The sequence below is a fragment of the Methylobacterium sp. 1973 genome (assembly GCF_040545035.1).
Lineage (GTDB): Bacteria > Pseudomonadota > Alphaproteobacteria > Rhizobiales > Beijerinckiaceae > Methylobacterium > Methylobacterium fujisawaense.
The window spans coordinates 260484-283604 of record NZ_JBEPLA010000002.1; the positions used below are offsets into that span (position 1 = coordinate 260484).

General features: G+C 64.6%; 32 protein-coding genes. 2 read left to right on the forward strand and 30 right to left on the reverse strand.

Annotated elements, in window-relative coordinates; all coding sequences use genetic code 11:
* Positions 1-56 precede the first annotated feature (56 nt).
* The 9 genes from ABIC70_RS05140 to ABIC70_RS05180 all read right to left on the reverse strand — a co-directional run bounded on the left by ABIC70_RS05140 (position 57) and on the right by ABIC70_RS05180 (position 6728).
* Positions 57-968: a baseplate wedge 1 family protein gene (locus ABIC70_RS05140; RefSeq protein WP_354439071.1), complete on the reverse strand. Its 912-nt coding sequence runs from the start codon at positions 966-968 to the stop codon at positions 57-59.
* A 1-nt stretch (position 969) separates the two neighbouring features.
* Positions 970-2115: a baseplate J/gp47 family protein gene (locus tag ABIC70_RS05145; RefSeq protein ID WP_502915946.1), complete on the reverse strand. Its 1146-nt coding sequence runs from the start codon at positions 2113-2115 to the stop codon at positions 970-972.
* A 65-nt stretch (positions 2116-2180) separates the two neighbouring features.
* Positions 2181-2576 (reverse strand): contractile injection system sheath initiator, encoded by a 396-nt coding sequence (locus tag ABIC70_RS05150; protein WP_354439072.1) that lies wholly within the window; start codon positions 2574-2576, stop codon positions 2181-2183.
* Positions 2577-2796: 220 nt separating this feature from the next.
* Positions 2797-3675 carry a hypothetical protein gene (locus tag ABIC70_RS05155; protein WP_354439074.1) on the reverse strand — a complete coding sequence of 293 codons (879 nt, stop codon included), beginning with the start codon at positions 3673-3675 and terminating at the stop codon, positions 2797-2799.
* Positions 3675-4313 carry a Gp138 family membrane-puncturing spike protein gene (locus ABIC70_RS05160; RefSeq protein WP_354439075.1) on the reverse strand — a complete coding sequence of 213 codons (639 nt, stop codon included), beginning with the start codon at positions 4311-4313 and terminating at the stop codon, positions 3675-3677. The genes ABIC70_RS05155 and ABIC70_RS05160 overlap by 1 nt, the downstream gene beginning before the upstream one ends.
* 9 nt (positions 4314-4322) lie before the next feature.
* Positions 4323-5279 (reverse strand): phage protein, encoded by a 957-nt coding sequence (locus ABIC70_RS05165; protein ID WP_354439076.1) that lies wholly within the window; start codon positions 5277-5279, stop codon positions 4323-4325.
* 6 nt (positions 5280-5285) lie between these two features.
* A complete protein-coding gene (locus tag ABIC70_RS05170) occupies positions 5286-5603 on the reverse strand; it encodes a phage baseplate plug family protein (protein WP_286963837.1) in 318 nt (105 codons plus the stop codon).
* Positions 5600-6406 carry a phage baseplate protein gene (locus ABIC70_RS05175; protein ID WP_354439077.1) on the reverse strand — a complete coding sequence of 269 codons (807 nt, stop codon included), beginning with the start codon at positions 6404-6406 and terminating at the stop codon, positions 5600-5602. The genes ABIC70_RS05170 and ABIC70_RS05175 overlap by 4 nt, the downstream gene beginning before the upstream one ends.
* 25 nt (positions 6407-6431) lie before the next feature.
* The gene (locus tag ABIC70_RS05180; protein WP_354439078.1) at positions 6432-6728 is read right to left on the reverse strand and encodes a hypothetical protein; all 297 of its coding nucleotides are present in this window, start codon (positions 6726-6728) and stop codon (positions 6432-6434) included.
* On the opposite strand from ABIC70_RS05180, the gene ABIC70_RS05185 reads away from it, so the two are divergent.
* Positions 6722-7183, forward strand: coding sequence for a hypothetical protein (locus tag ABIC70_RS05185; RefSeq protein WP_354439080.1), 462 nt, complete (start codon positions 6722-6724; stop codon positions 7181-7183). The two genes, ABIC70_RS05180 and ABIC70_RS05185, sit on opposite strands and share 7 nt — an antisense overlap.
* 11 nt (positions 7184-7194) lie before the next feature.
* On the forward strand, positions 7195-7557 hold the full coding sequence (locus tag ABIC70_RS05190; protein WP_354439082.1) for a hypothetical protein: 363 nt from the start codon (positions 7195-7197) through the stop codon (positions 7555-7557).
* Here ABIC70_RS05190 and ABIC70_RS05195 read toward each other — a convergent pair.
* The 21 genes from ABIC70_RS05195 to ABIC70_RS05295 form a co-directional block, all read right to left on the reverse strand.
* A complete protein-coding gene (locus ABIC70_RS05195; protein WP_354439084.1) occupies positions 7554-9974 on the reverse strand; it encodes a hypothetical protein in 2421 nt (806 codons plus the stop codon). The two genes, ABIC70_RS05190 and ABIC70_RS05195, sit on opposite strands and share 4 nt — an antisense overlap.
* Positions 9964-10146 carry a DUF6889 family protein gene (locus ABIC70_RS05200; RefSeq protein WP_354439086.1) on the reverse strand — a complete coding sequence of 61 codons (183 nt, stop codon included), beginning with the start codon at positions 10144-10146 and terminating at the stop codon, positions 9964-9966. The genes ABIC70_RS05195 and ABIC70_RS05200 overlap by 11 nt, the downstream gene beginning before the upstream one ends.
* Positions 10147-10151: 5 nt before the next feature.
* Complete coding sequence (locus ABIC70_RS05205) at positions 10152-10562, reverse strand: phage tail assembly chaperone (protein WP_354439087.1); 411 nt, start codon at positions 10560-10562, stop codon at positions 10152-10154.
* Positions 10563-10571: 9 nt separating this feature from the next.
* Positions 10572-11030: a tail tube family protein gene (locus ABIC70_RS05210; RefSeq protein WP_354439089.1), complete on the reverse strand. Its 459-nt coding sequence runs from the start codon at positions 11028-11030 to the stop codon at positions 10572-10574.
* Between the two features lie 18 nt (positions 11031-11048).
* Entirely contained in the window at positions 11049-12554 is a 1506-nt protein-coding gene (locus ABIC70_RS05215; protein ID WP_354439090.1) for a DUF3383 domain-containing protein, read from the reverse strand.
* Between the two features lie 66 nt (positions 12555-12620).
* Positions 12621-13256, reverse strand: coding sequence for a phage neck terminator protein (locus ABIC70_RS05220; protein ID WP_354439091.1), 636 nt, complete (start codon positions 13254-13256; stop codon positions 12621-12623).
* A complete protein-coding gene (locus tag ABIC70_RS05225) occupies positions 13234-13641 on the reverse strand; it encodes a hypothetical protein (protein WP_354439093.1) in 408 nt (135 codons plus the stop codon). The genes ABIC70_RS05220 and ABIC70_RS05225 overlap by 23 nt, the downstream gene beginning before the upstream one ends.
* The gene (locus ABIC70_RS05230; protein WP_354439094.1) at positions 13641-14129 is read right to left on the reverse strand and encodes a hypothetical protein; all 489 of its coding nucleotides are present in this window, start codon (positions 14127-14129) and stop codon (positions 13641-13643) included. Before ABIC70_RS05230 ends, ABIC70_RS05225 begins: the two co-directional genes overlap by 1 nt.
* Entirely contained in the window at positions 14129-14524 is a 396-nt protein-coding gene (locus ABIC70_RS05235; protein WP_354439095.1) for a DUF4054 domain-containing protein, read from the reverse strand. The genes ABIC70_RS05230 and ABIC70_RS05235 overlap by 1 nt, the downstream gene beginning before the upstream one ends.
* Positions 14521-15015 (reverse strand): hypothetical protein, encoded by a 495-nt coding sequence (locus tag ABIC70_RS05240; RefSeq protein ID WP_354439096.1) that lies wholly within the window; start codon positions 15013-15015, stop codon positions 14521-14523. The genes ABIC70_RS05235 and ABIC70_RS05240 overlap by 4 nt, the downstream gene beginning before the upstream one ends.
* A 13-nt stretch (positions 15016-15028) precedes the next feature.
* Positions 15029-16036, reverse strand: coding sequence for a DUF2184 domain-containing protein (locus tag ABIC70_RS05245; protein WP_354439098.1), 1008 nt, complete (start codon positions 16034-16036; stop codon positions 15029-15031).
* 108 nt (positions 16037-16144) lie between these two features.
* Positions 16145-16633, reverse strand: coding sequence for a structural cement protein Gp24 (locus ABIC70_RS05250; RefSeq protein WP_354439099.1), 489 nt, complete (start codon positions 16631-16633; stop codon positions 16145-16147).
* Between the two features lie 60 nt (positions 16634-16693).
* Entirely contained in the window at positions 16694-18073 is a 1380-nt protein-coding gene (locus ABIC70_RS05255; protein WP_354439101.1) for a DUF2213 domain-containing protein, read from the reverse strand.
* A complete protein-coding gene (locus ABIC70_RS05260; RefSeq protein ID WP_354439102.1) occupies positions 18073-18894 on the reverse strand; it encodes a phage head morphogenesis protein in 822 nt (273 codons plus the stop codon). The genes ABIC70_RS05255 and ABIC70_RS05260 overlap by 1 nt, the downstream gene beginning before the upstream one ends.
* A complete protein-coding gene (locus ABIC70_RS05265) occupies positions 18824-20305 on the reverse strand; it encodes a DUF1073 domain-containing protein (protein WP_354439103.1) in 1482 nt (493 codons plus the stop codon). The genes ABIC70_RS05260 and ABIC70_RS05265 overlap by 71 nt, the downstream gene beginning before the upstream one ends.
* Before the next feature lies 1 nt (position 20306).
* Positions 20307-21653: a phage terminase large subunit gene (locus ABIC70_RS05270; RefSeq protein ID WP_354439104.1), complete on the reverse strand. Its 1347-nt coding sequence runs from the start codon at positions 21651-21653 to the stop codon at positions 20307-20309.
* Positions 21604-21888, reverse strand: coding sequence for a hypothetical protein (locus tag ABIC70_RS05275; protein WP_354439105.1), 285 nt, complete (start codon positions 21886-21888; stop codon positions 21604-21606). The genes ABIC70_RS05270 and ABIC70_RS05275 overlap by 50 nt, the downstream gene beginning before the upstream one ends.
* 35 nt (positions 21889-21923) lie before the next feature.
* Positions 21924-22202, reverse strand: a complete 279-nt coding sequence (locus tag ABIC70_RS05280) for a hypothetical protein (RefSeq protein WP_354439107.1) — start codon at positions 22200-22202, stop codon at positions 21924-21926.
* Positions 22203-22225: 23 nt separating this feature from the next.
* Complete coding sequence (locus ABIC70_RS05285; RefSeq protein ID WP_354439108.1) at positions 22226-22639, reverse strand: hypothetical protein; 414 nt, start codon at positions 22637-22639, stop codon at positions 22226-22228.
* A gap of 17 nt (positions 22640-22656) precedes the next feature.
* On the reverse strand, positions 22657-22890 hold the full coding sequence (locus ABIC70_RS05290) for a hypothetical protein (RefSeq protein WP_354439110.1): 234 nt from the start codon (positions 22888-22890) through the stop codon (positions 22657-22659).
* Entirely contained in the window at positions 22890-23054 is a 165-nt protein-coding gene (locus ABIC70_RS05295) for a DUF3309 domain-containing protein (protein WP_354439111.1), read from the reverse strand. Before ABIC70_RS05295 ends, ABIC70_RS05290 begins: the two co-directional genes overlap by 1 nt.
* Positions 23055-23121 lie beyond the last annotated feature (67 nt).

Genomic DNA, 23121 nt, shown 5'->3' on the forward strand with positions numbered 1-23121 from the left:
GCACAGGTTCGCGCGCCGCGGCTCAGCGACGGGCGAACAGGTTGGAATTGAAAGGCTTAGGCGGGCAGTGTCGCGGCTACGGTCGCTGGGTCGCGCCCCCAAGCGCCGGTCCCAAGGCCGCTGATTTGCGAGTTATTCAGTCCGAGACCGAAGACCGCGGCACCGTCCGTTGAGGTGACGACGATCTGGGCGTTCACGCCCATCGCCTTCACGGGCAGGAGGTCATTCGCGAGAATGTAGAGATCCGTTCGCGACGGCAGCTTGCCGGCGATGCAGATGCTATACGACATGCCCGCGCGCTCGGGGGTCGCGGGGTACTCCATCCAGCGGAGCCACCGCCCCTGCCCAAGTCCCGCGCCGGGGACCCCAAGCGAGAAGATGGCATCGCCCGCATAGGGGACGATGGCGCGTGCGCCGTCGTTCAGGAAGACAAGGGTTGCCGGATCCGAGAGATAGGTCCGAACGATCTGGACCGCCGCTGGGCCGGTACCATCCCACGCGTTCGCGAGGATTTTGGCGTAGAGCAGCGGCCGATACAGGTTATCCGGTAGGGACGAGATGTCGTTAGTGCTGTCGTAGTTGGTGCGCCAGTACCCTTGTCCAAGGCCACGATTGACGATGCCGAGGGCAAGGGTCGTGTCCGGCAGAGGGATGGGGACGTAGCGGTTGCGGCCGACCCACTGACCGTCCACGTCCAGCTGCGCGCCAATCGCTTCGTCGATGTCGAAGGCTTGTGGCAGGCTCGCGACGAAGGCCTGAGCGTCGGCTTGCGGCTGGACGTTCGCCCTGATGGTGGCGAGGAAGCGCGCCTTGGCGGGGTTAGCCTGCCATGGCGTGACGAAGTCGAGGTAGTCGTCAGCCGTCTTGGTAACGGGCGGCGCAAGGGCGAAAGTGTCGAAGTCAGCGGTCGGATAGGCGCCGTCGATCGTGACGGTCGTGCTGTCTGCCGTGACATTGTAGACCGTCATGTCAGGACGCCAAGGGCAAGACGGTCACGGCGATGCTGGCCGCAGAACACATGGCGGCCTCATAAAAAGCGATCGGCACGTCGGTCTGGCTCGGTGTTGCGCCATCCCGGGCCTGCGCGAACGAGACGATCTTGAATGTCTTTGACCCGATGCCGTCGCAGTTCTTGGCTGCAGCAAAGGCTTGATCGCGCTCAACGTCCTCGCCAATCGCTAAACCATTGACAAAATCGACGAGCGCCGCCTTCCAGATGCCCTCGATTGAGGCCGTATAGCCGCCGAGATTTTGCACTGTGACGGCATACGTCACCGGAACCTGCGTCAGATAGAAGAACGCGACGTTCTGCGGGATGGATGTCGCATCTGTCGGCTGCACGGTCTGAACCGTCGTCCCGAACGTTGAGACACCAGGCCCCTTTTTCAGTTCGATGACCGAGGCGATGGTCGCGGCATCTCCACCGTCCACGACAACCGCGACGGTGTGGCCTGGAATGCCGTTCGCGTCGCGGGTAGCCTTGCTGTTGTCGAAGACCTGAAGGCGGTTGACGCCAGAGATGGCGGCCAGCGCACCCTTGAGGCCATCTGCAAGGCGCAGCGACGGGATGGCGGTCGAGATCGCTTGACGCTGACGAAGGGCGCTGTCGCCCTCGACGGGCTGCCCAACTGACGCTGCGGCCGTGTTGATCGCGGACTGCCAGCCGCGGGTCACGGTGGCGATAGAGCCTTTGCCATTTGCGGTGTCGATTGCCCCGGCCGACAAGGCGACCGCGCCGATGGTCTGACAGGTGATGGTGACGGTGAGCTGCCCGGCGTCCGGGATCAACACAATGGCGGGCAGCGCCCACTGGTTGCCGGCCGCATCCGTGACGATGCCGTTCGTGATCGTGATGCCCGCTTGCCCGACGACCAAGAGCGGCGCCGTCGAGTAGCTGGCCCGCTTCCGGCGGATGCCGTTCAGCTTGACGTTGCGGTCCAGTCCTGTGCCCTGCGCCGTTGAGGGCGAGAACGAGTTGTAGGCCGCAAGCGTCTCGCCGTTCGCGTCGTGGATCGCGTTGGCGAGCAGAACCATCAATTGCCCGTCCTGCGTCGCCGGGTCTAGGTTCAGATCCTGCCCGTAGATTGCCCGATAGGACGCCTGCACGTAGGCCAAGCAGTCCGCGAAGGTCGGGCGGACACAGCCGGCAGCTGTGATCTGGCAGACAGGGGTAGCGCCCATTAGCGACCGTTCTCGACCTTGACGGTGATGTTGGCGGTATTGGCGCCCTGTCCCGCGAGGTAGGCTCGCGAGTAGACGGTCTGGATCGTGGCCGAAACAGTCAGGCCGCGGGTCTGGCGATCAAGGACGCTGCTGTAGTCCTCGATTTCGACGACGCCGGGGGTGTCGAGGATGCGCGCCTGCAGAGCCGGATCGCGAAGGCCCTCGGTGCGCTTGCCGAGCACCTGTTGCTCGTAGGGCGTGCCCTCTGTGCGATCCAAGTACCACTGCTCCTGCCAGAGGTTCATCCGGGCTTCGACGAGCACGCCGACCGCCTCCGGCACGTCGCGCCAAATGGAGGCTTGGTCGCCGCCGAAAACCATATCGCCCTGCGCATCGACCTTCCGTACGCGCATCAGGCGCCATCGCCTTCTTGGACGAACTCACCGTCACGAAGATGTTTGAGGATGGCGGCTTTCAGAGACTTACGACGCTTCCGCTCGGTGGCGTCCGCGTCACAGCGCGCTTTAGTGCCCTCTACGTCATGAGCGCCGCTGACACGAAGGACTTCCGCTGCTCTTGCCGCGCATGCGAACCGATATAGAGCCTGGGTTATATCGGGCGGCAAATTCTGCATCAGTCGTCTCCAAGAGAGGTCATCGCGGCCGTATCAACCGCCGCATGTGCGGTGTGGGCGATTTGGGCCGCTAGAGAGGCCGCTATGGCTGCCGCGGGCGCCGCCTGCACGATGGATGACAGAACGCCCTGAAAGGCTGTGGCGACCCCTTCCTGACGATATCCATCGGCATCGAAGGTCGGCGGGATAGCCAGAGCCCCCGCGACGCTCGACACCGTGGCGATCAGCGGGTGCATCTGCGCTCCGTAGGCGAGCGCGCCAGCCGAGCCCGCAGTCATGCTCCCGATGCTGGCGATCTGCCCGAGAACGAAGTTCGTCGCTGCGTCAGGGGCCATCGTGCCGCCGACGACTTGGGACACGACCTGAGGCAGGATCCCGCCGAGATTTCCGAGAAAGCCCGCCTGCGTGAGCGGGGCCGTCACCGCCTCCATCGCCGCCGAGATCGGCAGGCCCGCGCCGGCCATATCGACTGTGGCCGCATGCCCGAGCATGGAGAAGAAGCCGGAGGCACCGTTGGTCAGGCCCGCGAGGTTATCGCCGGCTGCTTGAAGCGCACCGAGCGCGTTGCCGAGACCAGACGCTCCAGTGAGCGCGGAGATCAGCCCGGCAGGCCCACCGCCGGCCATACCCTGCAGTTGTGCGACCAACCCGCCGAGTTGCCCTTGAATGCCCTGCGTCAGGGCTGCCATCGGGTTCTGCATGATCGACGACAGGTTGCCGTCCTTCAGCACCTGGGCCATCAGCCCTTGGAGGCCGGGGCCGCCGTCGAGCCGCTTGGTGATGCCCAGCTTTTCGACGAAGAAAGTGGCCGCCCTCACCAGCGGGGCCCCGCCCTGAAGCTGAAGATTTTGCCCGAAGGGTACGAAGCCACCAGCCATCAGCAGTTAATCAGGATCTTGGAGGCGATGTGCTGGATCGTCTTAGCATCGACCACGTGCCGAGAGCCCTTCAGTTCGGACTGGATCGCCGCGCCGTTGACCTGCTGCACCGCGAACTCACGGATTGTGGTGATCGCCGTATGGCTGATGTCGTGCAGCGATTTCTTGTCGTCTGTGCGGGTCTGCGTCGAGTTCGGCGAGACGCCCTTGAGCTTGTTGGGGTCAGACCGGACGCCAGGGACGAAGACCGCATCCCACAGGGAATGCTGTCGGGTGTCGCCGGGCGACTGCACGCCGCCGTTCTGGTGCCATCCGTCGATCCCGAGGGCGGCCGGGACGCTGAAGCCCTCGTTGCCTGCCTTAAGCCCGAACGTAGTGGTGATCCCGCCACCGCCCATGAAGTGGACCGGCACGTCGGGGATGACCGGAAGCGTCACTTCCTGCGTGGTGCCATCCACCTTGCGGATCACCGCCTTGGTGGTTGGCTGTAGCTTCGCGGTGTGACCGTCCTTGCTGTCCTCGGCCAACATGACCGGGCCCGCCTTCGGAAGCCGAGACAGGACGCCATCGACTACAGTCTCAAGAACCTCGGTCAGGTCTTCAAAGCGTTCGCGGATATCGAGCGCGTGATCAGCCATCGTACGTCTTCACTCGTTCGGCATGGCGATGAGGCGCGTCTTCAGCGCGGGCGTGGGCAGCGAGCCCTTCTTGATACCGACGAAGGCCGTGAAGAAATCATTGCCGCGCGTGTCGCCGATGTGATCGACGACGTAGATCTTGTAGATGCCGTCCGTCGCGATCTCTGGCAGCAGAGCGTTCTGGGCCTCACCCGTATAGCTCGGATTGATCGCGGCCTGCTGGATGCTCTTCTGATCGATTTGGACGAGGCTTCCGACCTTGATCTGCGGGTTGCACAGGCACTGGCCCTCAATGCCCTGGATCGTCTGAACGGGAAGCCCGACAAGGCCGGTCTTGCCATTCAGGACGATCGTACCGCCCGGCAGCGCCTTGTCGTTGCCGAGGATCTGCACCTTGCCGTTCTGGATCGACCACGAGGTGCCGGTCGCCGCGCAGATCTGCCGGAGGAGATCCTTCGCGTTGCCGAACAGCGCGGCGCCCCGGGGGAACTTGATCTTGGATAGGGCGGCCGTGTCGATGTAGCCCTGCTGCACCCCTAAGGATTTCAAAGCGTCAATCGCGGCCTGCGCCCTGTCCATGTGGGTGTGGCCGGAGGCCAAGGACTTGTTCACCACCGCGAAGTTGCGGGCATCTCCGCTGTCCGTCGCGATGATGACCAAAACCTTGTCGGTCACGTCCTCCCGCAGGTTCCTCGCCTGTCGTATCTGGCCCTGGAATATGCCCTGCAGGTTCTGGCCGTAGCCGACCGAGACCTTGATCTGCTTGCCGGTAAAGAAGGCCGACTGCGTCGAGGCGTCCTTCAGGTTCGTGATGCTGATGACCGCGACGTTCGGGGTCGAGACATCCTTCTGTCGGACATCGAAGCGGATGCGCAGCCCTTGGCCGCCATTGGCCTCGCCGTCGTAGTCGAAGGTCTTGCCGCCCGCGATCTCGACGCGGACGTTGCGCAGGTATTGCTCACCCATCGGGGGTCAGTCTGCGATGAAATAGAGATGCGCCGTGGCGCCTAAGCCATCGAAGGTCGGCACTTCGCCTGCCCCGCGATCCGTCGTCACGACGAGAGAGCCGCCGAAGCTCAGATAGGCGTATTGCGCCAGCAGATCGACGCCAGAGACCAGCGGGATACCGGCCACGAGCGGTACTTGATTGGCATCGCCGATGTCGAGGATCCAGCACCCATCTTGCGCGACATTGTAGGTCAGGCGCATGTTGTAGAGCACGCCCGCGAGCGTGATCGTGAAGACGCACGCCTGAGACGGCGTGAGTGGGATCTCGGTGATCGTACTCAAGGGCCGCCGCCAAACATGTTGTACTGATCCGGCCCAGCAGCTTGGAGGCCGCCGATCGTCGGCGCGACGCTGATCTCGGGCAACGTAACAGAGGCCGGCGGGCTGATGCCGCTGAGCTGCGGTGTTTGAGGCGTCAGGTCTGCGCCCGGCGTGTTTAGCCCGAAGCTGCCGTTCCCAACCGAGCCGCCATCAGGGCTGTAAGAACCCGGATTGAACGATCCCGCAAACGCTTGGGAGCCAACACCGGTCGCCTCTACGGAACCGCTATTCGTCACACTCCCAGTCGAGGCCGGGCTTGCTTGGTTGGCGTTGGCTCCAGGGGATGCCGTGCTGCTGTCCCCGTTTCCGCTTCCGTTCCCGGTGCTACCGCCTTGCCCCGAACGCGTCGTCTGGGTCGAGACGAGGATGACCTCCTGCAGGGCGACCGACGCCATGAGGATGTTTTCGGAGTGCCCATCGGTCGCGACCGAGATGCCGCGGATGAGCATGTTCCGGTATCGGCGCTTGCCGGTGTAGACCGTGAAGGGCTGCCGAGCGAGCTGCAAAGCCAGCAGCGCGCGGTACTGCTCCTGCACATAACCGACATAGCCGGCGCTGGAGTTTGAGAACCCGCAGCGGATTTCCAGTTCGGCCGGCCGCTTGTAGGCGTGGTCCGTGATCACCCCGCCGCCCTCAATCGGGTGCTGGGTGATGATGACTTCGTCCCGGTGGACCTCTTCGACCGTCACATCGGCATAGATCTGGCCGATGGCGCGGGCGCTGGGCTGGATCAGCGCGTAGGAGATTTCACCGAGAAGGGACATGCACCGCCCTCCCCGGCCGGTTGCGTCAGGTTCGTCGCGGCTTCAGCAAGTCGCGCAGCGGGTCGGCGCCCTGCCCGATGGGCCGCAGTGGCTTGGAAAGCGCCAGGGCCTGGGTCGCGATAGCTTTTGGGTCATCAACGCCGGCCGCGATCTGGCTCAGAGCGGCGCCGTATTCCTCAAGGGTCTGAGCGGCTTCGCCGTGGACCGTCTCTTGCGCCGGGATGCCCTTTAGGTCTCGGGCCAGCTCCTCTGCCTCCTCGCGCAGCTCCTCGACCAACTCCTCAGCGGAGCGCCGGTCAGAATGGCGGGAAAGCGATGGCATCCAGTATCGGTAGCACTCAGCAATCGCGCGCGGAAGGCCGAGCCGTCAGTTCCAGTTCCGTTCCCGTAGACGGAGACCGCACCCGCCACCATTTTGATGGGATGCGCGCGACCATCGCCCTTCTTGCCGCCGGCCTCTGCACATCCGCACTTGCTCAGCCGGTGGCGACGGGCGGCATCGAGATCCCTCAGTACGATGTCGACGCGGTCTGTGCCACGGATCAGGATCCGCGTGGCCGTGCCTTCTGTCTTCGACTGGAGCAGAACAGCTACGACACCCTGACGCTGCTCTGGCCTCAGGCCAGCGACGCCGCGAAACGGTACGCCCTCAAGGGCGCAGCGGGAAAGACCAATTCCAAGGCGTACTACCAGATCCTTGAGCAGTACCTTGAGGTCTCGATGCGCAACGACGAGATGGTGCGCGACGTGGCCTCCCCTCCCAAGTTCGTCCGGTGACGGAGGCCCTGATGCGCTTTGCGACCGCCCTTCTCGTCCTGACCGCGTTCGCTACCCCGGTCGCAGCGCAGGAGGTCACAGCCGCCACCTTCAACGGCTACCGACAGATCCCCTGCAAGGTCTACGTCAACCCGAAGTCAGACCCGACCGGCGATATCGTCGACATTCTGCCGGAGATCCGCTCCAGCGTCCGGAGCTACGTTATCGAGCACGGAGCGTTCGACAGCTACCCCAGCGAATGCAACGTCAACGCCTACGTCGAGGCCGAGTGCAGGCTAACCCCGAGGGCGTCGATCGGGTCGGCCGTCGATAGCCTTTATGCCAAGATGAGGACGGGGAAACCACTTCCCCGCCCTCACGTCTGCGGTGCCTAGGCGACCGCGGATTGCGCATTCGCCAGTGCGAGGCCATGCACGCGTGACAGCGAGCTTTCCATGATGCGCCCGTGCTCCCGCGGGTTGTTGCTCCCCTGAACAGTCACGTTGTTGACGATGTTCTGATTGACCGCTCGGCTGGTCGAGTTGTTCGTTACCCCGGCTGCGCCCATCGGGGCTGCCGGCCGGAGGGCGGCCTGCGGGTCCACGTTCGGGGCTGAAGGCCGATTGCGAGCCGCCATCCCCTCTTCGTGTGCCCGCTTGACCCAATCCGGCGCATTGGCCGATGAACCGCCGGCACCCCAAGCGGATGGCGAGCCGCCGCCGACGTGGATGCCGTTGGCGCCCATGTAGTCGATGGCCGCGCCGACGCCGTTCGCGCCTGCCTTGACGCTCTCCTTGATGAATTTCTCCATCACGACGCGGTCGGCGTCGTTGGTCATGTCAAGGTAGCGGCGCTTCCCGTCTGCCCCGAGGGTATAGAGCTTCAGATCGGCCGCGTTGCCGTGGTCGTGGCGATGGCTGCCGGTCCGATGCGGGCCACTCTCGTCCTGGCCGCCTGAATAGACCTCGGCGTTGACCCCAGCCGCGGTCGCAGCGGCCACGATTTGGCGTTGCAGGGCGTCGGTGATGGCTTGGTTGCGAGTAGCGCCCCCTTGGCTCTGCTCTAGGCCGCCGACCCCATTAACAGGGTCCACGTTCCCGCCAACTTGGCTCGGTTTGTAGCCGCTGTCACCCCAGCTCGGATCGGCGTTCCGAAGGCCCTTGTAGCCGTACCACTCACTGCCGGGGTTGTAGTTCGGGTCTCTCGCGAGCCGCTTCTTGATGTGCTCCGCGGCCCACCGAACCTGCGCGGGGATGGTCTTGGGATCGTGCAGATCGAGCCCGGTCTCTTTCTCAAACTCCTGCCCCAGCCCGCCACGGCGGTTGAGCTGGAACGGACCGTAGCTGTCTTCCTGCGCGTCGCTCTTGACGTCGTACTTGTCCGAGTGAAGCGACTCGCCGGCACGGATGCCGTGGAGGATGCGGGGGTCAATCCCCGCCCGCTTCGCTTCCGCCTCGTAGAGCGCCGTCAGGTTGCCGGCAGAGCTTCCAGGTGGAACGCCCCCTTGTGGGGACGGAGCATCGCGACCGCCGGCCCAGCGGGGCGCGCGGCGCTGCCACCAGTTGCGATCGTCCTGAACGGAGCCGGGCGTACCTCCACCAACGCCTGGGCCCCCATTCGCGCGCTCAAACGCGGCAGGCCCTGCGAGGATGCCGTTGATGACCTTGTCGTATCCGCCCAGGATCGTCGAGAGGTGCGTGACGCGGGCGATCTTCTGGAGAAGCCCGAAGATCACCTCAAATGCGTGGGCGATGGATTTGATGCGTTCCGAGAAAGCGTCCCAGCGCTTCATAAACGCTTCGCCGTCGCTGCCCGCGAACCACTGGACCATGCCGGTGATCTTCTCGGTCAGCCAGACGATGGCGTTCGAGATCGACTGCAGGATCCGTTCAAGCTTGTCGGGGTTGGCCTCGATCCAGTCGTTGAACCCCTTGGCAATGCGCTCCAAGGCGGGCGCAAGCTGGATAAGCAGCTTCTCACCGAGCGCCGAGGCCGTAGCCTGCAGCCGCGTCAGCGTGCGCTGAAAGGCGGCCGCGGCCCGAGCGGCTTCGTCCGAGTTGAGCCCGATCCGCTTCGCCGTCGCGTCGTACTCGGCGCGATACTGCTTCACCGCCTCCATCTGGCGGCGCAGAAGGTTATAGTCCTGCTCGCTGATGCCCAGCATCTCGGCGTGCTGGACGGCAACCTCGTAGGGCTCGCGGTTCAAGGCCTCGACAGTGGCGAGGAGCTTGTCGACGCCCTGAAGCTTGTTATCGACGCCGAGATCTTTGACGAACTGGCGCAGGCCCGGGTTGTTGCGCAGCGCTGTCGTGAAGCTATCGACCGCGGCCGACGCCTGCTGTGCCGAACCGCCGGTCTGTGAGAAGGCGTACTGCAGCGCCTTAAGGCTCTGAACGGACGTGCCGCTGCGCTGCGCCTGAAAGTACAGGTTGTCGAACGAGCCGGCGACCTTGGCCACCGCGTAGCCGATGGCTGTAGCCGCAGCCGTTGCGGCAATCGCCATCCGCTCCATGCCGGACACGAAGGAAGCCGCGTGCTCCTTGCGACGCTTGGCGGCTTCCTGCTCGCGCTTTTCGGTCTCCTTGGCGCGCTCCAACCCCTCGCGAGCGAGCTTGAGGTTCAGTTCGCGCGTGAGCTTGGCGACCTCTTCCTCTGTCTTCGCCCCAGCCCAGCGGGCGTCCTCGATGCGCTTCTCGGCCTCGCGGACGGCGCGCTCGTAATCGGAAACCGACTTCTTGGCAGCGCCCAGCGAACTCTGGTTCACGTTGAACCCGAGCGCGACCATGAAGGAAGCTAGGACGTTATCCGCCATTGGGCTTCATCGCCTCATTGAGCCGCCAGCGGTTCTCGGACTCGACCCGCATCGCGTCGTTGATTTCCGCGATGTCTTCGATGTGAATGGCGCCGTTCAGAAGGTCGGGGTAGCTGTAGTAGCCCAACGGGATCGGGGCCAAGTACCATTCCTCTTCGTCCGGCATAGACACGAGGTCTACTGCGGGAAGCTGGCCCCGCCGTTGAAAAGAGACGGGGCGTCGAGAAAAAGCGGGTAGTAGTTGACGTAGAGAACGTTGGCACAGATCGCGAGCTGGAGGCCGCCATCGTTGCGCACATCCTCGAACATGATGCGCGTGCCATCGCTCGACATGAGCGAGGGCCAGCCCGTGCCCTCCTTTTTCTGGACAACAGCAAGGGCCCGATCAAGGATGTAGTCCAGCTTTTCGTCTTCCAGGGTGCCGAGACCCTGAATGACCATCCCGGCCACTTCGGGCGTGAAACCGGACGAGATGCTTCGGAACAGCGGCTCGATGATCGGAGCGGCGCGGCGCAGGACGTGGATCTGCGTGCGGCCCACCATCTTGCCGGAGCGGTAGGTGACGCCTTTGATCGTGAACTCAGACACGGATCAGCCTCACAGAGCCAGATTGCCGTCGCCGAGCTTCGCGTCGATGTAGATGAAGTTCATCGGCCACTCCATCGTGCCGCCATCCTTGGCGTTCACGTTGTCGGGCAGCTTCACGAATGCGCCGGCTTGGCACTGATAGTCGTCGCCCCACTGGGGGTTGGACAGCGTCAGGACGTTCTGGCCGGTGTAGGCGCTCGCCGTCTGCTGGTAGTTGTACAAATCCATCAGGATCCGATTGAGCGGGCTGTTCTTCAGAAGGCGCACCGTGACGCGACCCGACTTGGTCGCGTGCAGCGAGTGCATGCCGTAGCCGTCCGCTCCCGTCACCATGGAGGTCTTGTCGTCCGTCATGGCGATGGTGATGCCCTCGTCGGCGAGGCCACCCTCCGACAGGATGACCGAGCCGCCAGGGCCGGTGAGCGAGCACACGATATCGGCGAACGAATATGCGACGGGCGCGGCCATGGGTTCGGGTCCTCGGGCTTAGCGGTCCAGGAGGACGCTGATGGAGATGAGGTGGACGGCGCCGGCCAGCTTGCAGCAGACCTGGAACGGCACGGACTTGCGGGCGGCGCGGTCGGCCTGCGACTGGGTCGAAACCGGCGGGGCGAAGATGTAGAAGCCGCTCGTCAGCACATCGAAGGTGCGCAGCGTGCCGACGCTGGGGCCGAGCCAAGTGCCGGGCGCGATGAAGCCGTTGTTGACCGCGACCGTGCAGGCGTTGGCGATCACCGTCTTGATGAGGCTCATGCCCGCGTCGGTCTGCGGGACCTTCGTGGCAGTGGTGTAGAGCAAATTGTAGCAGTCGGTCTGGATGCGGTTCTGGAGCCAGTCCGCGCCGATGCGCTCGTCGATGTAGTCCCCGTTCGCCATGACTGCGGGGAAGATGATGTTGGTGCCGTTCTGAACGGACACGAACACGTTGGTGTTCTTCGCCTTGATCTGCCCGAACTGACTTTCAGTCAGCACTTCGGCGGCAACGCCCGGCTCCTGCTTGTAGGCGCCCGTGATCGTGGTGTTGCTGCCCTCGTAATCGACCGTGGCGAACCGACCGAACAGGCTCTCGGCCGCATACGGGTCGTTGCGCGAGAACTGCGAGAACGTGCGGCTGAAGTTGCCGGTCTTGAACTGCGAGGCCAGATCCGCGCTGGTCGTGCTGTCGAGGACGTTGGCGTTCTGGAGCGTCGCGCCGTAGATGCGGCTCTGCGACGTGCTCAGGCCCTCGATCAGGGCGGCGACGGCGAGATGATCAGCATCGGCCGGCGGGGTCGAGGTAGCGACTTGGAGCGAGTACCAAGCCCCGGACTGGTTGGCGAGGGTCGAGACCGCGGAAACAAGGCTCTCAGCCGCCATGCCGGCCACTGGGGCAGACGCATCAGCGCTGGTCAGGTGCAGCAGCGGGCCGAGGTCGGTGCCGCTCGGTGCTGTGGTGGCATAGCTGACCGTCGATGTCGGGCCCGTGGTACCGGACGCGACATCAAATCGGTTGTACACACCATCGTACTTCACCACCGCGCCTGGGGCGACGGCGGCTAACGCAGTCTGGATGATGGAAGCGACATTGTTCAGGTTCAGCGCACCGGACAGGTTGATCCCGGTCAGGTTGCGCGCAGTTCCATCAACCATGATGCTGAGGGAGCCGGTGGTGACGCTCGTGAAGTTGGACAGGAGCTGCTGAGCTGGCGACAATGAAGCGCCGCGAACGTGCCCACGCGTCGCCGTCTGAGCCCACCGCCCGACGTAGAGCACGGCCGGCTGCGGCGACTGGCTGAAGTAGTCCTTGGCGGCAAGGTACTCCGGCGCGGTGGTGCCGAAGTCCTGCGTCACGCCGTCGAGCGACGTGTAGAGCCGCAGACGCTCGGCGGTGTCGATCACACCGGAGGTCGAGCCGAGGATCAGGCCAGCGCCGAAATTTCGGTACTGCGCGGCCTTGGGGGAGATTGTGACCGAGACGGAAACGAAATCGGCGACGTTCAGGCCAGTAGCCATTGCGATCCGCCGCAGTCCGGCGTCCCTGGTTGGTGCTTCGGTGGGTTGGGGCGCAGAAGCGCAGCGTCAGGCCGGCGGCAGCGGCGACGCGAAAGGGGTGTTGATCTGCTTGGGACCAGCGGGCGTGCCGCCAGTCGCTTGGATGGTGCCGTCAGCCTGGAGCACGTTCCGGATCTCGTACCGGCGCTCAATCGTCTGGGTCAGCCGGAAGGGCAGATCCGAACGGCGCAGCGTCCGAGTGGCCCGGATCTCCGGCACGCGCCGGATGGTGTCGAAGTCCACGAGGTTCAGGCCGGCAGCCCGCATCGCCTCGCGGTTCTGGCCGATGTAGAAGCTGTCCCGGGTCAGCTTGGCGTAGGCGTCGCCCTTGGGGCCGTAGAAGCTCGCCAGCACGTCCAAGCGGTAGAACGTGCGCAGTATGGTGTAGCCGTCGCTCTCGCCGTGGTGGATCTGGGCAGGTGTGTCGTCGCCCATCGTGGCGGTGACGCCGACTGCAACCCAGGTCTCCGTGACGTCGGGAACCCGTGGCTGCGTCTCTTGCCAGCGCGGGCGGATCATGTCGCCCGGCAGCCCTGTCACGCCCGCGATCAGCGTGCCGATGATGGTGTCGAGGTCGAGGTCATCGGCCGGAGGCGTCGAGGTGGGCCCGAGCGGGCCGCCGGTCGCGCTCGTGTTGTTATTAGGAGCCGAGGAAGCCGCCACTGGATTGCTGCCCCGTCAGGCTCGGATTGATCGTCGCTAGCTTGCAAACGGCCTGCGTGAAGCCGTCCCCGAAGGGCCATGCTTGCGCGTTGGTGATCGTGTAGGGCAGGCCGCCGAAGATGACGCCGTCCGCCGCGATCTCGCGCTTGCCGGTGTCGAGCGGGTAGCGGGTGACGATCATCAGATCGCCCTCCACCCAATCCCCTTCTCCCGATTGAACGAGGCCGAGACCGTTGCCGGGCCAGATGACGCCCGTGAACGCCGCCCCTGACTGAGAAGCCTGGGCGATCCCGACTTGGCTCACCGTGACGATGGCCTGGATCAGAATGGCGTCCGACCAGAAGTCCGGATCGTCGATGACGTCGCAGACGTTGAGAAGGGCCATCACTTCACCACGTGGGTGATCGCCCGGCGATACTGCCCGGTGTCAATGAGGGGCTTCGTTCCCGTCCGTCCCCTCGCCTTCCGAGCTTTCAGCGTGCGCTCGGACAATGGAGCGAAGGTGCCATCCGTGATCTGGGCCTTGACGGCGTTCTCACCGATGATGCCGACCGCCGTGAGACCCTTCTGGATTGCCGAGAGATCGCCCAAGAGGGCCGCCTTGCCCAAAGCCTCAAGCCGGGGCGTGATCTGCGGCATGGCCGCCTCAATGCCCGGCAGGAGGTGAGGCCGGGCCGGAAGGTTGCGCTCCGGAGCACCGTTCTCCATCAGGTAGCCGATAACGGCATTTGAGGGAGGCTGATCCTCAAGCGCACCGTCTGGCTGGCGAGGGGAGGCCTCAGCCGGGATGCCGACGTAGGCCTTGAGCTTCGTCAAGGCGTTGGCGGCGGCAAAGATCTGGTTCGTGCGGTCAACGGTCTTGGTGACAGGCATCAGAGCTGGATCCCGCCAGCGCCGAACATGGTCAGAAGCTGATAGTAGCGGCGGCCGTAGCTCGTGGCGCCGTAAAGCCCCGCTCCGTCCTGAAGACCGACCGACGTGTCGATGGACTTGGAGATCGGGCCGACCGATTTGCTGGATACGATGCCGGTCGGAACACCGATGCCGACAGCACCTCCGCCGATGCCGCCCACTGCGCCGGCAGGTGCCGTGAGCGCCAGATTGTGCGCCGTCAGGAACAGGATGCCGTCATCATAAAGCTCGCCCCACCGCACCGCGTCCAGCAGCCGCGACGAGAGGCCCAGATTATAGGTGACGGTGCCGTCCGGGTATTTCTCAGGAGTGAACTCCGGGAAGGCCTGACGGAAACTGGCGAGCGTGACGGTCATCGGCCTTGCTTGGCGAGATCGTCCGCTTGCTGTTCCGACTGCCGACGCGCCTCGGCCTCAACCTTGGGCATCGGGTCGGTAAGCTGCTCCTCCCCGCGGAACACGGCGAACAGGCCGCGCCCCTTGCGCCGGATCGTATAGAGCCCCGACGGGGCGTCCGCCTCATCGTCGTCCGCGCCGCCAACCGCCTCCAGCTTGGCTCGCGTCTTGGCATGGGCAGCACGCTCCGCCTCCAATCCCCTCTCCGCGGCTTCAGCGCGCCGCACAGCGGCATCGAGGTCGACCGCGAGGGGATTACCCGTCACGGGCTTGACGGCCCCTGCGGCGGCCTTCTCGTCGCCGAGATGCAGCTTCACGTAGGGGTGGCCCGCGATGACCGGATGCACGTCATCGTGACGGCCGGCGCCGAAGTTCAGCATCGGCTTGTCCACTCCAGCCGCAACCTGCTCCTCGTGGTTGAGAAGCAGATTGAACGGCTTGACGACGTGCAAGGTAGCCATCGGCTTAGATCCCGTCGCGGTAGGCGAACGTCTCGGGGTAGATGAACTCCATCTGACCGAGGCGGCCGTAGTAGGTCACGGCCTGGTAGATGGAGCGGTACTCCAGCGGGGTGCGCTGGAGATCGGTCAGCGGGTAGCGGACGTAGTCAGGGGACTTGTGGTAGGCGACCATGCGGTTGACCGTGGTCGCATCGCCCGCCGTGCCGCCCGTGCCGCGGCCGTTGAGCCACTTCAGCGGGAGGATCTGGAGGTCCTGGCCCTGCTCATTGGCGATGTTGTTCTCGCGAATGAAGCGCAGCAGCGACATGCCGCCAGCCTGGCCGTTGACCGAGATGATGGTCGAGGTCAGGTACGACATGGAGCCCGGCGGGAGCAGCAGCCGGTTCGGGAACACCGACCACGCAGAGGCCTGCCACGCCGAGTTCAGGGTCTCATTCACGTCGGCGAGGATCGCGACCGGCGTCTTGTCCGCCCACTTGGTGGAGGTGGTGTTGCTGGTCGGGCTGGTGCTGCCGGCAGTCGGGACATTGGCGACGTTCGACACGTAGGAGCTGTTGCACAGCCCGGTGAAGCCCTTCAGGGTGTCGCCGGTGTAGACCACCTGGTCGACGTTCTGATTGTAGGCCTTCTGCATCACGTCGTAGTAGGTGACGTCGATGCCCTCACCGAGAGCCTGGGACTTCGCCAGATCGACGACGGTCCACTTCAGCTCCTTACCCCAGAGGTGCAGCGGCTGCGGGGTCTTACCCACGTCGACCGCGACCCCGGAGATGGAGTCGGTGCCCTGGCTGATCCAGGAGATGCCGTTCGGCGACATGCCGCCGGTCTCGGCATAGCCCGCGAGCAGGAACGACGCCGTGTCGTTCGCGATCGTGATGTCCTCGCGCAGGTCGATGTCGCGCGACCACGTGAAGGTCATCAGCGGCTTGTTCAGCTTCGGGTCCAGCTTTTCGAGCTGGCCGATGAGGAAGTTGCCGGTCGAGTCGATCGTGTACTGGTCGAAGGTGTGCATTTAAGGCTCCATCAGGGGGACGGGCGCGCAGTCGCTGCGGGCCAAGGCCACTGCCCAAGTGGCTTTAAGGGCGAAGGGCTGCGCGCTAAGCGGCGCGTCTCCCTGAACTCAGATGTTGTAGGCGATCTCGGTGTTGCCGTAGGCGTCAGCCGGACCCATGAAGTACGCGCCCGGCAGCGCGTAAGTGTTGGTGCTGTCGGCGGCGGCCTCAAACCCACCGATCGGCTTGCCAGCGGCGGCAGCCGCGACGCGCACGTAGACGGCGCCGCCCTTGGTGGCCGCAGTCGCGCCGCCGAGCAGCACGTTGATGTAGCCGCGCTTGAGCACGCTGATGCTGCCGCGGGTCGGCGGGGTCGAGGTGCCGAGCGGGTCCTGGCTCGCCACACCGGGGAAGTCGCGGACGCTGATGCCATACATGAGCGTGCCAGCGTCACCCGAGGCGAGCGGCTGGATGCGACCGGCGACGAGCTTCACAGCCGCACCGTAGACGGTGGGCGGCGTCGTCGGATCGATCTCGTTCGGCTCGATCGTCGCGGACTCGATGCGATGCACGGTGCCAGGAATGCCGGCCGGCAGGCGGTAGGTGTAAGCGACCATGTGAAAGGTTCCTTCTGAGGGCCTAGCGCGCCATCACGGCGGGCGTTGAGGCGGATGGGGTTAGGCGCTGTGCTTTGCCCAGAACGCGCGATTGGCTTCGTTGCGCTCGGCTGCGGTCATGCGGGCGGCCGGCTGCGCGTCGCTCACGAGAATGCGCTTCGTGACGCGGCTGTTGTTCTGGGCCTTCGCGACCTCAGAGGCTCCCATGAAGGCGAGGTGGACGGCGGCCGGAGCCATGGCGCCGAAGTCGGGCGCGGTCTTCATGCCGAGCAGCACGGGGGCCATCTCGGCGTGATCGCGGTAGTAGTTCTTCAGAGCGGCACGCTTGTGCGCGGTGATGGCCGCGCCGCGCGCCTTGTCGTCTGTCAGGCTGTCGGCGGTCGCCATGCGCAGGCCGGGGGACAGGATCTCGGCACGAGCCGCGGTGTCGCGGAAGGCCGCGTCGGTGACAAGCTCCGGCTCAATCGGGCTCTCGACGGTCGGCTCTTCCTCGCCGAGCGTCGGATCCATCTCTTCGTCCTCGGTCTTCTTCTTGTCCTTGTCGTCTTCGTCGTCCTTGTCCTCGTCCTTGAACTTGGCGTCGAAGGCGTCCATCCGACCGCGCAGGCCGTCCATCGTCTCCATGATCGGAGCGATGGCCTCGGCGACCGCCTGCTTGATGGTCTCCATCTGGTCGGGGGCGTTCTCGGTGGCCTCTTCCACGGCCGTCTCGATCGCCTCCTGGATCTCCTCGACGAAGGCCTCCGGATCGTTGTCGCGGAAAGCCTTGAAGGCGCGATCAAAGCAACGGGTCTTGCGATCCATGGCCTTGGCGCGCACGGCGGGAACACGGCTCGGGGTGACGGGGGCGGTGGTCGTCATAGGTTCGCTCTCCTTGTCGCCGAAGGCGCAGACCGGCCCGCAGCGGCCCCGGTCGACAATGGCTAGATGGTTGCCGATGATGTTCGTCTGTTTCCCACGCCCAGCCTCAAGCCGAACGTAGTTGGCCTCATATCCGGCTGAGACCTGTCGCTTGCCGCTCTCAATGTCGGCGATGGCGTCCGCGCAGTAGATCAGCGCGTCTGCCAGCATGAGGTGGGATTGCCGCCCCTCGCCCCGCCGCACGTTGCGGATGACGCCGACGAGGTGCTCCCGGTAATTCTCAGGCCCGACCATGACGGTCGGGTGATCGTTGGTGATCGGAACCCCCTCGAACGAGGCGAGGGTTGCTGGGTCGAAGACGTCTTCCGGCTCGCGTTCTACGACCACATAGCCCATCGGGCCAGGCTCAACCGGGACCTCATTGGCCCGGTAATCCTGAGGACCGGTTCGCGCGATGGCGACATCATAGATCCAGAGGTAGCCCTGTGTGGTGCGTTCGCGCTTGCTGGTGAGCGCGACGGGGGTCGCGAATGTGAGCCGTGGGGGCTCGGCGAGAAGGTCAAGGAAGGCGTGGGGCATTACGCCTCCGGAATGATCGGCTCCGGGTAGCACCGGCAGTTCCAGATACCGCCTGGCAAAGCGTGGTGCCCCGGGTCACACTCGGGAGGCTCGTCCCAGCGGAACGTCTGCCCGTTCAGCTTCTTGTGGCTCGGGCGGACGTCGCTATCGCCGGCCGTGCGCCAGATGAAATGCGTGGACCCAATGTGCTCGGCCCGCGCCTTTGTCAGCTCAGTTGCCGTGCGGCTAACCTCGGTCCGCGCAATCAACGTTGCCCGGCTCTTCGTGACCTCGCCCGTGCGAGCGATCTCCTCAGCAATGGCGTCTGCTCTGCGGCCTTCGCTGATGCCGGCGATCACGAGGTCATGCACGCGCTGACCTGCATCAGTCGGCAGCGACGTGATGAGCTTCACCTGAGAGGCCATCGCGGAGCGCATTGCCTCACCTGTCGGTGCGGTGGCAATCTCCCGCTTGAGCGCCTGCCCCATCTGTTGCGAGACCCGCACCCAAGCCCGCTCGTCTCGGGCCGCGACCTCCGTCACCATCCGCCGCGAGACCGCTTCAGCCCAAGGCGTCAGCGTGGCCGAGTAGCGCGCCATGACCGCCTGGAGCATCTGAGCGCCAGGAAGGTCCTGGATGTTGAACCCGTTGACGATATCGCCGATGTGCCCGGCAATCTTGCGAAGCTGGGCGGCATAAGTGCGTTCCAGCTTCTTTGCGCGAATGAACGCCGACTTGATGTCGACGCCCTCAAACCGATCTGCCGTGAAGCTACTGGATCGGAGGCACGTCGGGCAGCCGTTCGTCCTTAGGCGGTAGTCGCGTCGGGGCGAGGCCTGCATTGGTTTCCTCAGGGCCAGGCGGGTTCACGAGGTCGGTCTCGTTCGGAGGCGGCGGCTCGTTCTCAGCCTCCGTGATCTCTTCGTCCGTGATGTTCGTCCATACGCCGGTCTCTTCGGATTGCCCCTTGAGTTCCTTGAGCGTCGTTGCGTGGCTGGTAGTGCCCTGTGCCTCGGCAGAGAGGATCGTGCGGGTGTTGATTTCGCCGACCTCGGCCTTCTCCTTCGCGGAGAGCTGCCATAGAGGCTCGAACTCGATGCCGAAGCCGTCTGGGACCCGAATGCCCAACTCCGAACGGCACAGCAGCTCATAGACCCGCTTGGTCCCGCCGCGAATGCGCGCATTCTGCTGGCTATTGATCCCGTCGTAGTAGGTGCGAAGATCTGCATCACCAGTCGAGAAGCCTGCCGGCGATTGACCGAACATGCGCACGAGCGGGATATCAGCCGCGCCCGCGATCTGCTCCTCAAACCGAGCCAGAAGATCGGACAGACCCCCAAACTGGTAGGTCAGAGCCTCCATCTCGTCTTCCGCGTCCATGAGGGTCATGCCCTCGGCGGACTGGTAGGCGCGCATGGCGTCGATCTGGGCCATCAGGCCTTTCTGAGCGGCGGCAGGTCCGCCCAGGATCTCGCGGAGCCCCTTGACCTTGTAGGTCCTGAGATAGGCCTTGTAGACGAGCTGCGCGGCGCCCGTGGTGGTGCTGTCGAACGCGACGAGGCGATCGTACAGCCGCTCCACGACCGACATGCCCCAGAATTGCTCCGTCTGGCTCTGCCAGTAGGGGAGCTTCACGCCCTCCAGCCGGATCACCCGGCTATGGTGGATGCGCTCGCCCTGGAAGGCGGGAGCGTTCGCCGTGACGTCGTAGAATAGCGGCTTGCCGAGATTTGGGCCGAGTTCCGTGACGGTCTCGGTGAAGGACGGCTGGATCATCCAGCGATCAAGCGGGAGCAACCCGCGAAACTGGCCCTTGCCGATGGTGTTGAGGTTGAGCTTGGTCGACGGGTTCTGGCCGTCGATCAGGATGACGAGGATCGCACCACCGTAGAGGCGAGACCACTTGATGCCGTCCGCGAACTGATCCCAGATGCCCCAATTTCGGGCACCGTCATGGATCGCGTCGATCTGCTTCGGGTCGAGTGTCGAGGTGATCTTGACCCCGGCTCGGGTCATGTCCTCCGCGACGACGTCCACGACCTTGCCGACGATCCACGAGCCCCGATACATGAAGTCCAGCAACATGCGGTTGCGGGAGATCGGGTTGTAGCCGTAGGTGCTGCCGGAATGGATGTTCGCAGTGCCGACGCCGAGCCGGGCGACGACGTTCTGGTAGGTGTCGGCGGTGAAGGTCGGCTGTGAGCCTGCCTGCACCCTTATACGGCGCTTTGCAGGCGCGGGCGTGTCTGCCATGTCATTCGCCCGCAAGCCTTGCGTAGAGTTCGACCATTGAGACGTGGTCGACCATCAACTCGGTGAGGCCCCATACACTCGCATCTGCCCGGTCGGGCGAACGGCTGCCTTGGTAGCCGGCGGTGGAGAAGTTGCACATCTGCTCCTCCATGTCCGGGAAGGCGCCGACGTGCGTGACCCTGCCTTGTTCGTAGAGCGCCGCAACCGGCTCAGCTCTGACCTTCTTGCCTCGTGAGGCGTGGACGAGCTTTACGGGTGCGTATTGGCTGGCCGTGCGAATGGTGCTCTCGACCATCGCGCCGCCGTAGTTCTGCTCGGCGACGATGTGGTCTGCACGCCAGTTCGTGAATGCGTTGACCGCGACACGCGCCCAGCCTTCCGGCGAGAAGCGCCCTGTCAGGTCGTCAAGGACATACCCCTGACCGTTGTAGTCCAAGCCGTTGACGACGATGCCGACCTCGTCGGACCGCTCATCCTCCGGGCCGGAGCAGCCAGACGGGTCGATGCTGACCACGATCCGTTGCATGCGCTCAATCAGCGCCTGTCGCTCTTCCTCGGTCCTCCAGCGCGCCTCGCGCTTCTTGTCGATCAGGTCCAGCGTCCAAAGCGCGCCGTCGACCTGAGCCAGAAATTCGCCGTAGAGGAAGCGCTTCCGATCCTTCTCCGGCAACGCTTGAAGCTGAGCAAGATACGTGTCGGGCAGGTTGGCGAGGTTATCGCCGGGGTTCATCTGCACCGATGCGTAACTGTCAGGATCCGCCAGCGCCTCGCCGCCCGTGGGCTCAATCTTCTGAAACCACAGCCGGTACGTCCAGTGGCTGACGCTCGGCGGGTTGCAGTCAACGTACTCCTTGAGCGCCAACCCCGATGTCTGAGCCAATCGCGTGACGGCCTTGTTCCGGGCCGAGTAGCTGATCTGGCTCGCCTCATTCAAAAAGATCGACGAGTGCTCCTGGCCGAGGATCTTGTCGGCACGTTCCTTGTCGTCCAGCCCGCCGTAGATGATCCGCGAGCCATTCGGCAGCTCGTGGAACCAATCGGTCTTGTCGAGGTGGAGCTTGAGGCCTGGGTAGCAGAGCGCGGCTACCTTCGGCACGGTGTCGAAAATAACCGAGTGCTTCAGGTGGTTGAACCGCTGCCTCAGAACCGCGTGCGTCGAACCCGGCGCCTTCAGCCCTCGGATGATGAGAGCCCGGCAAATCAGGAATGTCTTGCCTGACCGAGATCCGCCACGAAGCAGGATATGCCGCGCTTGGCTCGCGAGGATGCGATTGGCCGCGTCCTGCTTGTCGGTGAGGCTAAAGCTGGGCGTCCGTGCCGTTGATGATGATACGGATAGGGCCGTCATCGGGACCCTTGTGCTCAATCGCGGCTAGACGGGGGTGGACGTAAGGCGCAGCGTCCTTGGCGAAGGAAGCCGCGTCCTTCCACTCTCCCATCTCAGCGTGCTTGCGCATCGCCGTCAGCATGACCTCCAAAGGGGACATGCCTTCGTTGATCGCCTTGTCCGCGATCTCTCGGGTCTTCTGCGTCGTGGAGCCTGGCTTACGGCCAGCGCCCGTGCGCTTACCACCGTGGGCCATCTTGATTGCTCTTGAATGATTTCAAGCGGCCTCGCTTAGGCCTTGTCGCCCTTGGCCGCGGCCCTCTTCTCGGTCACGGTCTCATGCGCTTCAGGAGCGTCTTCCGTGATCGGGGGTCCGGCTTCGGACTGCAGCATCGGATCGGGGGCATCGCCCGGGGCGGCCGTGCTCATGGCGCCGTCACCCATGTTGTTCACGAGGCCGCCAGCCATCTTGCCAGTCGGGTCGCTGGTAGCGGTCTCGGACACGTTATGCGGGGCAGCCGGGTTGAGCGGGCTGTCGATGGCGCCAGTGCCGGGCTTCTCTTCGGTCATGGTCTTCTCTCCCTGAGATTGGCTTAGCGCTTCCGCTTCGTGGCGGCCGAGTCCTCGGTCGAGGCATCGCCATCAGCCGGGACGTAGTCGCCCGTGCTCTCGGTCGAAGCCGGCATGTCGCTGGACGAGGCAGGAGCGGCAGCGGCGGTCTCGGCCGAAGGGGAAGGCGCGGCAGGAGCCGGATCTGTCTCAGCGGCCGTCTCTGCGGCTGCTACGGGCATCTCACCCGTCGCCATGACGGTCGCGGTCTGGACGATGGCGTCCATGGAGGTGCGAAGATCGGACAGGAGCGGCATGGCAGCAGCCAGCTTCTCCTTGACCGTGCCCATGTCAGGGGCGGAATTGGCTTCCGCGAGAAGGTCGAGGCCCTTGGCGTGCTGCTCGGCGACATTGGCGCAGAGGCGGCTGAGGGCGATCTTGTGAGCGTCCTGCGTCATGGATGGCTCCTGCCGGCCTACAATTGGTCGATGCGCTGGGCGAGGAAGCCGTCAGCACGGGCGAGGGTGTTGAGACGGAGGATGGCGGCGCCGACGCTGTGGCGGACAGCGATGGGATCAGACTGAGCGATGCGGGCCAGATGCTGGCGATCGGTCAGGAGCGTGGGCTGTGTGGCTCGGCGAGGACCTGCAGCAGCAGCACGGGCAATGCGGGCATGGCTGAGGGAGATGAGCGTGTCGGTGGGGTGCATCAGAGCCGGCCTGTGAGCAGCAGGATCGCCAATACGACGACGAGCAGGCCACCGATGCCGAAGCCGTAGCCTGACCCATAGCCGCCATAACCAGGGCCGCCGTAGATGCCGCCGCCGAAAGCGCCAAGGATCAGCAAGATCAGGACGATCGTGACGAGGCTCATGCCTTCGCTCCCGGCATGAGATCAAAGCCCGCGCAACCCCAGGCTGCGGAGAAGTGGCTCGGTAGGA

Excerpts from the sequence above, each read along its gene's own strand:
- ABIC70_RS05140 (WP_354439071.1), bottom strand. The coding sequence starts at position 968 with ATGACGGTCTACAATGTCACGGCAGACAGCACGACCGTCACGATCGAC.
- ABIC70_RS05150 (WP_354439072.1), bottom strand. The coding sequence starts at position 2,576 with ATGCGCGTACGGAAGGTCGATGCGCAGGGCGATATGGTTTTCGGCGGC.
- ABIC70_RS05155 (WP_354439074.1), bottom strand. The coding sequence starts at position 3,675 with ATGGCTGGTGGCTTCGTACCCTTCGGGCAAAATCTTCAGCTTCAGGGC.
- ABIC70_RS05160 (WP_354439075.1), bottom strand. The coding sequence starts at position 4,313 with ATGGCTGATCACGCGCTCGATATCCGCGAACGCTTTGAAGACCTGACC.
- ABIC70_RS05165 (WP_354439076.1), bottom strand. The coding sequence starts at position 5,279 with ATGGGTGAGCAATACCTGCGCAACGTCCGCGTCGAGATCGCGGGCGGC.
- ABIC70_RS05175 (WP_354439077.1), bottom strand. The coding sequence starts at position 6,406 with ATGTCCCTTCTCGGTGAAATCTCCTACGCGCTGATCCAGCCCAGCGCC.
- ABIC70_RS05185 (WP_354439080.1), top strand. The coding sequence starts at position 6,722 with ATGGCATCCAGTATCGGTAGCACTCAGCAATCGCGCGCGGAAGGCCGA.
- ABIC70_RS05180 (WP_354439078.1), bottom strand. The coding sequence starts at position 6,728 with ATGCCATCGCTTTCCCGCCATTCTGACCGGCGCTCCGCTGAGGAGTTG.
- ABIC70_RS05190 (WP_354439082.1), top strand. The coding sequence starts at position 7,195 with ATGCGCTTTGCGACCGCCCTTCTCGTCCTGACCGCGTTCGCTACCCCG.
- ABIC70_RS05195 (WP_354439084.1), bottom strand. The coding sequence starts at position 9,974 with ATGGCGGATAACGTCCTAGCTTCCTTCATGGTCGCGCTCGGGTTCAAC.
- ABIC70_RS05210 (WP_354439089.1), bottom strand. The coding sequence starts at position 11,030 with ATGGCCGCGCCCGTCGCATATTCGTTCGCCGATATCGTGTGCTCGCTC.
- ABIC70_RS05215 (WP_354439090.1), bottom strand. The coding sequence starts at position 12,554 with ATGGCTACTGGCCTGAACGTCGCCGATTTCGTTTCCGTCTCGGTCACA.
- ABIC70_RS05225 (WP_354439093.1), bottom strand. The coding sequence starts at position 13,641 with ATGGCCCTTCTCAACGTCTGCGACGTCATCGACGATCCGGACTTCTGG.
- ABIC70_RS05230 (WP_354439094.1), bottom strand. The coding sequence starts at position 14,129 with ATGCCTGTCACCAAGACCGTTGACCGCACGAACCAGATCTTTGCCGCC.
- ABIC70_RS05235 (WP_354439095.1), bottom strand. The coding sequence starts at position 14,524 with ATGACCGTCACGCTCGCCAGTTTCCGTCAGGCCTTCCCGGAGTTCACT.
- ABIC70_RS05245 (WP_354439098.1), bottom strand. The coding sequence starts at position 16,036 with ATGCACACCTTCGACCAGTACACGATCGACTCGACCGGCAACTTCCTC.
- ABIC70_RS05250 (WP_354439099.1), bottom strand. The coding sequence starts at position 16,633 with ATGGTCGCTTACACCTACCGCCTGCCGGCCGGCATTCCTGGCACCGTG.
- ABIC70_RS05255 (WP_354439101.1), bottom strand. The coding sequence starts at position 18,073 with ATGCCCCACGCCTTCCTTGACCTTCTCGCCGAGCCCCCACGGCTCACA.
- ABIC70_RS05260 (WP_354439102.1), bottom strand. The coding sequence starts at position 18,894 with ATGCAGGCCTCGCCCCGACGCGACTACCGCCTAAGGACGAACGGCTGC.
- ABIC70_RS05265 (WP_354439103.1), bottom strand. The coding sequence starts at position 20,305 with ATGGCAGACACGCCCGCGCCTGCAAAGCGCCGTATAAGGGTGCAGGCA.
- ABIC70_RS05270 (WP_354439104.1), bottom strand. The coding sequence starts at position 21,653 with ATGACGGCCCTATCCGTATCATCATCAACGGCACGGACGCCCAGCTTT.
- ABIC70_RS05275 (WP_354439105.1), bottom strand. The coding sequence starts at position 21,888 with ATGGCCCACGGTGGTAAGCGCACGGGCGCTGGCCGTAAGCCAGGCTCC.
- ABIC70_RS05280 (WP_354439107.1), bottom strand. The coding sequence starts at position 22,202 with ATGACCGAAGAGAAGCCCGGCACTGGCGCCATCGACAGCCCGCTCAAC.
- ABIC70_RS05285 (WP_354439108.1), bottom strand. The coding sequence starts at position 22,639 with ATGACGCAGGACGCTCACAAGATCGCCCTCAGCCGCCTCTGCGCCAAT.
- ABIC70_RS05290 (WP_354439110.1), bottom strand. The coding sequence starts at position 22,890 with ATGCACCCCACCGACACGCTCATCTCCCTCAGCCATGCCCGCATTGCC.
- ABIC70_RS05295 (WP_354439111.1), bottom strand. The coding sequence starts at position 23,054 with ATGAGCCTCGTCACGATCGTCCTGATCTTGCTGATCCTTGGCGCTTTC.